We start from the raw sequence: 10,166 nt of genomic DNA on the forward strand, positions 1-10,166 counted from the left end.
ACATTATTCTAGTCGATGACGGTAGTGGAGCTGACTTTGCACCGTTATTTGCAATAGCGCAGAGTAACTATGCATGTCATTTGCAAAGACATGCTGATAATAAAGGAAAAGGTCGTGCTTTAAAAACGGCTATTTCATATACTTTGGACAATTTTCCTAATGCCAAAGGAATTGTGACGATTGATTCTGATGGTCAACACACCTACGAAGACATGATGAAATGTTTGGCTGAATTTTTGCAACATCCTGATAGTTTGGTGCTGGGTGTTAGAACATTTGAAAAATCTGTTCCTTTACGTAGTAAATTTGGAAATTTATTGACAAGAGACGTCTTGGGGGCTATGACAGGTGTGAACGTTTCTGATACGCAAACGGGGCTTCGTGTGATTCCTATGTCATGGTTGCCAAAACTCTTAACCGTGGAAGGTGAACGGTATGAATTTGAGATGAATATGTTACTTGAGGCAAAAGAGGACAATATTCCGATTTGTGAAGTTGGCATTGCAACGATTTATTTGGATGAAAATCAGTCGTCGCATTTTGATGTGATTCGTGACTCGATTAGAATTTACAAGGTTTTCTTCAAGTACATTTTTTCATCATTGTTTTCCTTCTTGGTTGATATTGTTGCTTTTACGATTTTAATTTCTTTGTTTAATGGATTAAGTTTTAGTGCGGTGACGTTAGCTTCGATTTTAGCGCGTGTGATATCATCTGTTGTTAATTTCACCTTGAATCGTAAGGTGGTCTTTAAACGAGGTCAATCAAATAGTGCGATAAAATACTTCACTTTGGTGGTAGTACAGATTGTTTTGTCAAGTTTATTGGTTACAGTTCTAGGAAATGCCTTGACGACGCTGCCAATTTCATTGGTGAAGATTTTAGTTGACGGTACACTTTTCATTGTCAGTTATTTTGTGCAAAAACATTTGATTTTTAGTGGAGGTGAGAATGAAGACTAGTAAGAGGATACTCTATTTCGTTGCATTTGTAACGACTGCCTTTTATTTAACTTGGCGTTTGGTGGCGACTATTCCGTGGCATGATTCATGGTTTGCGCTGATCTTTGGGATTTTATTGTGGGGAAGTGAGGTAGTTTCAGCCATTACAGGCTACATTCTCATTTGGAATAAGCAAAAGGACTTTGAACTTGAAAAGCCTGAGATTGCTAAGGAGCGTTACCCAGATGTGGATGTTTTGATTGCAACGCATAATGAGGATCCAGAGTTGCTTTATAAGACGATTAATGCCTGTACTTTTATGGAATATCCTGATAAGTCTAAGGTGCATATCTACGTCTGTGATGATACCAATCGTCTAGAAGTTGCCAAATTGGCTGATGAGCTTGGTGTTGGTTATTTTGGTTTGGCGGATAATAAAGATGCCAAATCAGGAAACTACAATAATGCTTTACGTCAGACGTCATCACCTTTGGTGGCGACATTTGATGCGGATATGATTCCTTATCGTGAATTCCTGTTGGAAACTGTGCCTTATTTTGTTGAACAAGTTGAGGCTTATGAAAATGGTGACGATTATGATAAGTCAAAAGTTGGTTTGATTCAAACGCCACAAAGTTTTTACAATGCTGATATTTTCCAATTTAACTTGTTTTCAGAATCAACCTTACCAAACGAACAAGATTTCTTTTCCAAAGAAATTAATGTTTTCAATAATTCGCACGGTGCAGCGCTTTATACGGGGTCTAATACGCTTATTTTCCGCAAGGCGATTGAAGATGTTGGTGGTTTTCCGACAGATACCATTACGGAGGATTTCGAGCTAGGTGTTCGGATAAATGCGGCTGGTTATGTAAATTATTCGACGAAAAGTCCAATGGCTAGCGGGTTAACGCCGACAGATTTGAAGAGTGTCATCAAACAGCGCGTGCGCTGGGGACGTGGCGTTATTCGCAGTAGCTACAATATGAATATCTTCTTTAATCCCAAATTGACAATGGGGCAAAGAATTGTTTATATTAATGGCTATCTTTATTGGTGGTCTTTCTTTAGACGGTTATTGTATATCTTGGCACCGATTTTATATACGGTTTTCCATGTGCGTGTGGTGGTGTCAAATATCTGGCTACTGTTCCTATTCTGGTTGCCAAGTTTCGCCTTGACACGCTTGTCAATGCGAGAAGTCTCAAAACAATACCAAACACAGGTTTGGGGAGAAATTGTGGAAACGATTTTTGCTCCGTATTTGTTTATTCCCATGATGTTGGAGTCCTTTGGCATTAGCAATAAAAAATTTAAGGTGACACGTAAGGGAAATTATACGTCGTGGACGTTGTACCTTTATGCGCTTCCTTATCTTGTTTTATGGGGATTAGCCGTTTATGGTTTGGTGACTTTTAACTATGGAAAATTTGGTTCAGAGCTTTTTTATGGAAGTATTATCAGTTTTTGGTTGATTTATCATATCATCAATTTGACCTTTGCGATTTTCTGTGCGCTTGGTCGTCCGATTTATCGCTCAAGTGAGCGTTTTACTGTTGATGAAGCTATGGTTATTGAGGTTGATGATGATTCTTACCAAGTGAGAGTCTGTGATATTTCAGAAACGGGGATTTCATTCTATACGGATTTACCATTGTATTTGCCGAAAGAAAAAGAACTGACGCTTAATTTGCAATCACGTGATTACCATGCGAGGGTAAAAGGTCATGTTGTTCGTGTTTTTGCGATTGATAATGGTTGGCGCTACGGCGTTCAATTTTCAGAAGTTCCTGAAGCTGATAAGCGCGAATTTTATCAGTACATTTATGACCGCATTAATTACAATCTTCCGAAGGAAAAAGACCCTTGGATGACAACATGGGATGATTTATTTGAGAACTTTAGTCAACGTTTCCAAAATAATGAACGTCCTGTTTCAGCCTATGACCAAGTAGCTTTTCCGAAAGTTCGTGTCAATGAAGAGGTTCAGGTTGCTGGAAAAAAATGCCAGCTTAGAAAGACAGATTATTATTACATGACATTTTCTGGAAAATTGACAAATACTAAAAAAGAACCGAATGTCGCATTTACCTACAAAGATTTGCCAATTCAGTTGACTTTTGTGTCCTATGATACTGATAGAGACGAATCGCTTTATCGAGTTACCAATTTAGCGGATTTGGATAGCTTACCTGCTTTTAAAGCCTTAGCAAATGAATGGAGAGGGAGAGTATGATTAGTATTGCTAGATTACTGTTGTTCTTTGTGATTACCATGGGGTACAATGCCTTTTTCCGTAATACTGTGAAGATGAATCGCCGTCTGACATGGGTGTTTACATTTTCAGTCATTACATTGGTATTGTACCTTGGTAGTTTGTTAGGCTTTATGTTGCAGACCGTGTATGCCATTTCTGTTTTGGGCTGTCTTTTGAGTCTTTATTATCTTTGGGCGGTATGGAAAAAGAAATATCGCTTTAGGAGACTTGATTATATTGCGCTTGGAATGATGGCTTATTTGCTTTTGTTTGGAATAACGCTCTGGCATTCACCGCTTTTACATTATGATAATTTTACGCATTGGGCAACGATTGTAAAATTTTTCCATATCAATAATGCTTTGCCAACACAGCAGGATACGATTATTAGTTATTATACCTATCCTGTTGGAAGTTCACTTTTCATTTATTTTTTCACGACTATCGTAGGCTTTTCAGAAGGTAGTATGTTGGTCGGGCAATTCTTCTTGATTGCTTCCAGTCTTTATGCCATGTTTGCGGCACTTCGTGATGATCGACGTGTCTTAATGGTTAGCATGATTTTTGCTTCGTTTGCTGTTTTTAATACGTTCAACGTTGCTATTCGATTAAATAATTTGCTGGTTGATTTTCTGCTTCCGGCCTTGGCCTTGGCAGCCATAGCAGGTTGTTTTGTCTATCGTAATCGTTTCTGGTTTTTGTCGCTAAATACGGCGGTAATTCTTGGATTATTAAGTATCGTCAAAGTAGATGGACTTTTCTTTGTCGCTCTCGTTTTAGTAGTTTATGTGGTTTGTATTGTGCGTTTACTTGTTCGTAAAAGAGCACGTTTAAAAGCACTAGTGCTGCTCATAATGACCTTGCTAGTCAGCTGTCTTCCTTTTGTTATTTGGCAAAAGCATGTGACGGATAATTTCCCAAATGCCTCAAGTGCCAAGCATGCGGTGTCCATGTCAGAACTTGGTCAGGTATTGACTGGAAATCTGTCAGGCGTCCCACAAAAAATTATCGCTCTTTTTGTCAAATCGGTGTTTACGTTTGACAGTTTGGCAAGCAATGGAATTTTGATAATCAATCTGATTATGATGATTGCCTTTATTGTGATTGGCATTCGTTTGAAATATAAGAAATTTGTCTTGTTGACTTGGGGATTTGTTGATATTTCGATTGTGACTTACTATATTGGCATTTTACTCATGTATCTGACAGCAATGCCGACTGATGAAGCGTTAGAATTAGCAGGATTTGAGCGCTATGCTTCGAGCATCGTTATCTTTGCTTTTGGTTGTTTGACCATGGCTTTAGCATGGGTAATGGACAAGGGTCTGTATGAAAAAATCATTAGTAAACGTAATGCTAGGTCTTACAAGAGCTTATTTAATAAACGCTTGTACCAATACGCGAGCCTTGTTTTGACAGTTTATGCCATTGGAATGTTCTTGTCAGAAAATAATAGCATTGTTTACAATAACAATCAGGAAACAAACGAGGTCGCAAAAGAAATTCGTCAGTTTACTGGAAGTCAGAGTAATTCGTCAACGGATAGAATTTTGGTTGTAACAGCAGATAAGGAGAATGTAGATAATTATTTTGCCCAATATGCTAGTCGTTATTATCTGTGGGATGTCAATGTTGATGCCAGAGAAAATTTTGTGTCGGTTGACCAAAAATTTTTAGATTTAATGGCATCATACAGCGACAGCGCAACAAGTTATTACCTCAGCAATAAAAATATCGATACTAGAGATGATTCCAATTTAACAGACGATGACTTTATTGCACTCTTAAAAACGTATGACGAAGTCTTGATTTTAGATGACCATTATACGTTTAATGCCTTGACGAAAAAACTATTTGGTCGGACATATTCCCCAGGATTGTATAAAGTATCAGATATTCTTGCTGGAAAAGGGTAAGTTTTCTAGCTTTATCAAGCATAAGTCTTGATATTTCAAATAAAATATGCTATTACAACAAAAAATATGTAGAAGGAGGCGGGGTTTGTGACTTCGCCTCTTGTGGTGCTCAAAAGACTTTCTTGAACATTGGAGAGGAAGCTAAGATAAGTCCGTTTGAATTATCTGCTCTACTCATCACACAAAGCGAGGCCCTTAAAGGATACAATCCACGTTCCACACACTCAACACTAGCATAGAAAAATCTCATATCCACAAAAGCAATATCAGATTATGGTTCTCGTAAATAATCAAAATAACCCATTATCTATCTCTTTTATAGTTGTTTTCCCAATATTCCCTTTCTCCTTCTCCTATGCCTTCTGGTAGTTGCTTCAAACATTGTCCCATACTTTGATATTTAACAATTTCAGTTATTTCAGCCAAAGAAAGTCTATGGGATGCTCTACTAAAGTTCGTATCGAAATAATCAACCTCTTCTATTTCAACTAAAATATCATAATTTTGACCAAGATAATATTTAATTTCAGACGGTACTAACTTCTCTGATTCTTTAAAAAACAAATGAATATGGCCGTTTGAAGACAACAATCGTTCTCTGATATTAGTTGATTTTCCTATATAAAAACAGATTTTTTCATCTTCTAAAATGGCAAAAAACTTATATACGCCCACAATATCTTTTCCCAAAATTTCTGAGGGGATAGTAATATTGCCCATTTTAGCTTTTTCTAGTTTTTCTTTATACGTCATTCCCATGGTATTCTCCTAACTTATAGCTCTAATGGTATAAAGTCTCCTACAATTTTACCCACGATACGAGGGTTTTCATCATAAGGAATATGGATGTCCTTATAAGCCTTGTTAATAGAAACTGGGCGTAGCCCCTCTTCTTCACGGTAGACTTTCTTGATAAAGGTCTGAAAGTTCCATACTACAGCATATACTGCTCCATCATAATCAAAACCTGTCTCACGGATAAGAGCTACTGAACCATTTTGATATTTAGGTTCCATAGAATCTCCAGATACCCACGAGGAAAATCATGAGCTAGTTCTTCATTGAAATAAACAGTGTCGTAGTTGCGATTGTCATAAACGGATGCACCAATACCAGCAGACATTTTTTCGTATACATGGTACTCATAGAGATTTTCTGAAACCGTAACAATTTTTCTAGACTCTTCTTGAACTAACCTACGAGTGTATTCTAAAACCTGATTTTGACCTTTATTTGATAATACATTGTACAAACGAACTATCTCAGTTTCTGTAAAATAGCCTTTTGGTACTCTGAGTATTTGTTCTAGTCGCTTTATTTTCTCTTTAGATGGTTCTTTTACTCCACGTTCCCATGCTGAATAGGCTTGATAACTGATCCCTAATTGATCCGCAATATCTTTTTGAGTCATTTTTAGCTCTTTTCTACGAGCTTTTAGTTTTTCTGGTTGATACATAGTTCACCTCACATTAATAGTAACTGTAAGTCTGCTTTATGCCTTGCTTCTTCATCTGAGAATTTTTCTTTATCCCAAACATAGGCAATAGACTTTCCTTTGTTATAAACAAGCCAGGTTTTTAAATTAATATTTTCTTCCTTGATTGCTTTCCAGTTATCTTGATTCAATAAATCTGGGTATTCTAGACTCGTTGCAATGCCTACTTTACTCACTCTCTGCTTAACCTGATTAATAAGAGAAGGTTGAAATTGGTGGAACTCCTCAATAATTTTTTCTTTAATATTATGAAATAAACGATAAATAGAAGCGTTATTTCCTTCAATATATATATCAACTGCTTGTTTGATTTCACTATCTTTATCAAGATAATATTCCCGTAGAAATTCCAAAAGGCGAAAAAATAAAGCCCGTTTTGAAACTTCGAGACTATTTTGTACTTGATGGAAGGTTTCGCAACTATAGTATATTTTTGATAAAAGAATAATATCTGGCATCAATACCACAGCGGAAAAAATATTTGCTTCACGTTCTAGTAAATTCTCTTGATTATCAATTGATTCTGCAAAATAATTTCCATTATGTTTAAGAATAAAGTGTCCTAACTCATGGCATAAAGTAAAATTTCGCTTTACTTTAGGATTATCCCGTTCATAGGAAAAACTTGTCCCTAACTCATCAACCACTGTTAAACCATGCAAAACTTGTTCCAAGAATTTTTTAGGCTTGTTATCATCATAAATACTGATTTTAAAGGATTTAACTACTAGTAAACTTAACAACTTCTATATATTTTACACTTTATAGGACAGTAAATGGACAGTGACAGCATAATTGAAGAGTGAACAAAAAGAGGTGTTTTTATACCTCTTTTTTGCATAACTATCCATTTTTAGAACTTAGTTGAAACAATATTGTCTACCCTTCCATAAAATAGAAAATCTACTCAAAGCTAAAACTTTTTTCACCCAACTTAACCTTAAAATATTTGAACCTCGTATCTGAATCTGGAATCGAGAATTCAAAGCTTTCTTTAGTTCCATTTTCCCATCCATATCTTGTGTTAAAGCGAAAACCAGAATAAACTTTATCATTTTCATCATAAAAATTAATTGCAACATCTATGTACGTGATTTCATGACCTGTAGTATTTTCAAAATTCCCTATGTAGCGCTTCTCTTTTTCCGATACACCTGTGACCTCTTCAACTACGAAGTTTTTGGGATCAAAAGTATCTACTAATATTCCGTAAACTCTATTAAATTCTTTCACAGCTTTACCAGATCTCAATATACTATCTAGATTGTTTTTATCTTGAACAGGAATTTCAACTATTGAGTTAATATCTAGAAGCAATTCAAAACGTTTATTTTGGTATTGATTCCATTCACTTACAAAAGTACTATCCACAAAATTTTGATTTTCTATAGATTTTCTTTCATTCTTTTGAACGTTAATATATTTATTAGCTAATCTCTTTAACTTAGGATTTTTAAACTTCCTATTTTTATACTGTTCAATTTCAATTAATTCATAATCTATATAGGATTTATAGTCTCCAATTTCTCTTTCATCATAATTCTTTAGGTCAGTAACCTTCCAACGTTCATCTAATCCTGTTGCCAATGAAGTTATGAATTCCCTATCATAAGTCTTATTCCTGTTATCGATTGATTTAAATATAGATATTAACAAAAGCAATAGTAATAAAGGTATTAAGGATACCCTTAGTAGTTTTTTTAGCAAAGTCCATCCTCCATTTCTATCATTCTATTTATTGTATTAATCCCTTGATTACTATCACGATTGGAAATACCTTTTAAGTGACGACGCAAGTATAGATACTTTTTATACCAAATTTCATTTAGGTATATTTTTTGTTTTTAGTTCATTTTGTCTTCTTCAAAGTGACCAACACCGTCTTCAACAACAAATATACAAGTTACATGAATACTTTCCCCTTCTTCACTATAATAATTACCACGTATTTCATAGATTCCATCAGAAAATGAGCCTTTGGGCAAAGATAAGAGTTTTGTTTTAAAATAATCGATATGCTCTCTCGAAAATGACTTGCTAGCGTTAGGATTCAGAGAAGCAAAAATACAATCCAAATGAAGACTCACTGCTTTACTCTTCATTAAATTTTTAGGTCTAATATTATAAAAGCCAGCCGCTTCAAAGTCTCCATTATCACGATTCCTGACTGCCTGTGAAAGAATAGTAGCGTAGATTTTTTCTCTAGATACTGGCTCAAATTTATAACTATAATCAAACGTCACTTGTCTATCAAATAGTTTATTAATTTTATTGGCAACGTCTTTTTTGATTTTATCTTCTTCTCGTTGAAAACCCGGTCTCATTTTATAAACATCTAACAAGAAGCTAAACTCGTTAAATTTAACAGTATCAAACAAGTCTTTTTCCTTGTCATTGAGCAATGCTTCGATCTTTGTAGATAACGGAGGATAAAAATCTGAAATATGCTCACCATTAGATTCCCGTATATCTGCTCTAAGATTCTTATCTAAAAAATATCCATCAGAAAACCTCTCAGTATAATTCACTTCAACAACAGTACCGTGAAATGCTTCAATTTCTTTATATGTCCCAATTACTTTTACATTACCTTTAAGACCCAGCGATTTAAATCCTTGTACAACATTATTACTCCACTGATGACCTTTTCCACAAAAAGTCACTACTATAAAGAAAATTAAACTCACAATGGCAACTATTCCAATAATTATATATCTTTTCGACTTCATGTCACTGTTGCCTCCCACTATATTAATTTATTTTTCAAGGTCGCCCATTCCATAACTCGAACTCTTCTAAAATCATTATACTATATACAGACATTTTTCACTCATCTTCTTCAAATGAAAAATTAGATTGCTTGAAACTGACTATCAAAAGTGAAATTTAAGTAAAACATCCTAGTCCCACATCTTTATAATTTTCAATTCTACTAATTTTTTATTTTGGAAGAATTGGCAGCTATTCTTTAACCGTAAAAAAAAACACTTTGCAAACTGCAAAGCGTTTTCGTTTATAATCTGCTGTCTAGTAATGTTTCGCAACTCTACTATAACGGATTTATTCCTTTTTGTGTTTACAAAACTTATTTTACACTACCATAATCAACGTCCTGGCCAAGAGATATTTTTTTCTTTATTTTTACTGAGGTAAATAAGGGTTCAGCACGAATCAACGCAAAAGAAAGAGGCTCACAATAAAAATACCCCAAAGTTAGACAAATGAAATCTAACTTTAGGGTGTTTTTATTATGAAAATGACTTATGAGGATAAAGATCTTATCTATGAACCGAGAAAACAAGGGGAGAGCTTTAAACAGCTTTTAAATCAAGTTGAGATAAATATGCTCTCTTATTCTCTAATTAAACCTACTTCGGTAAAGTAGATTAAACAACCACTGAAGGTTAATTAATGGTTTTGGTTGAGCATCAATCACTGGTTGGACGGTCTCTCTAATTTCTTTTTGGACTTTTCGTTGATTATACTTAATCTTATGATAATGTTCATCAAAAGCATGTTGGAGAGAAAAATTACGATTAAAAATATAACTTTCACCT

General features: G+C 34.9%; 7 protein-coding genes and 2 pseudogenes. 3 read left to right on the top strand and 6 right to left on the bottom strand.

What is annotated here, in order from left to right:
• From HMPREF2637_RS03810 to HMPREF2637_RS03820, 3 genes are all read left to right on the top strand, one after another.
• On the top strand, positions 1-962 hold a 962-nt coding region (locus HMPREF2637_RS03810; RefSeq protein ID WP_141760017.1), incomplete at its 5' end, for a bifunctional glycosyltransferase family 2/GtrA family protein.
• Positions 952-3,177, top strand: a complete 2,226-nt coding sequence (locus HMPREF2637_RS03815; protein ID WP_060972932.1) for a glycosyltransferase family 2 protein — start codon at positions 952-954, stop codon at positions 3,175-3,177. The genes HMPREF2637_RS03810 and HMPREF2637_RS03815, both read left to right, overlap by 11 nt.
• On the top strand, positions 3,174-5,114 hold the full coding sequence (locus tag HMPREF2637_RS03820) for a hypothetical protein (protein ID WP_070839121.1): 1,941 nt from the start codon (positions 3,174-3,176) through the stop codon (positions 5,112-5,114). The genes HMPREF2637_RS03815 and HMPREF2637_RS03820 overlap by 4 nt, the downstream gene beginning before the upstream one ends.
• Before the next feature lie 303 nt (positions 5,115-5,417).
• Here the strand turns inward: HMPREF2637_RS03820 and HMPREF2637_RS03825 are convergent, their stop codons facing one another.
• From HMPREF2637_RS03825 to HMPREF2637_RS11400, 6 genes and pseudogenes are all read right to left on the bottom strand, one after another.
• The gene (locus HMPREF2637_RS03825; RefSeq protein WP_171963577.1) at positions 5,418-5,873 is read right to left on the bottom strand and encodes a hypothetical protein; all 456 of its coding nucleotides are present in this window, start codon (positions 5,871-5,873) and stop codon (positions 5,418-5,420) included.
• A gap of 14 nt (positions 5,874-5,887) precedes the next feature.
• Positions 5,888-6,570: pseudogene (locus tag HMPREF2637_RS03830) on the bottom strand (helix-turn-helix domain-containing protein).
• Between the two features lie 8 nt (positions 6,571-6,578).
• The gene (locus tag HMPREF2637_RS03835) at positions 6,579-7,319 is read right to left on the bottom strand and encodes an ImmA/IrrE family metallo-endopeptidase (protein ID WP_253184230.1); all 741 of its coding nucleotides are present in this window, start codon (positions 7,317-7,319) and stop codon (positions 6,579-6,581) included.
• Positions 7,320-7,512: 193 nt separating this feature from the next.
• A complete protein-coding gene (locus HMPREF2637_RS03840; protein WP_070839123.1) occupies positions 7,513-8,316 on the bottom strand; it encodes an FxLYD domain-containing protein in 804 nt (267 codons plus the stop codon).
• Between the two features lie 137 nt (positions 8,317-8,453).
• Entirely contained in the window at positions 8,454-9,338 is an 885-nt protein-coding gene (locus tag HMPREF2637_RS03845) for a hypothetical protein (protein ID WP_064524269.1), read from the bottom strand.
• Positions 9,339-9,967: 629 nt separating this feature from the next.
• Positions 9,968-10,166: pseudogene (locus HMPREF2637_RS11400) on the bottom strand (hypothetical protein); the annotation flags it as partial.

This window comes from Streptococcus sp. HMSC065H07, assembly GCF_001837325.1.
Classification (GTDB): Bacteria; Bacillota; Bacilli; order Lactobacillales; family Streptococcaceae; genus Streptococcus; species Streptococcus salivarius_H.

Bases quoted from the DNA above. Each gene is read 5' to 3' on its own strand.
- HMPREF2637_RS03820 (WP_070839121.1), top strand. From the start codon at position 3,174: ATGATTAGTATTGCTAGATTACTGTTGTTCTTTGTGATTACCATGGGG.
- HMPREF2637_RS03825 (WP_171963577.1), bottom strand. From the start codon at position 5,873: ATGGGAATGACGTATAAAGAAAAACTAGAAAAAGCTAAAATGGGCAAT.
- HMPREF2637_RS03845 (WP_064524269.1), bottom strand. From the start codon at position 9,338: ATGAAGTCGAAAAGATATATAATTATTGGAATAGTTGCCATTGTGAGT.
- HMPREF2637_RS03815 (WP_060972932.1), top strand. From the start codon at position 952: ATGAAGACTAGTAAGAGGATACTCTATTTCGTTGCATTTGTAACGACT.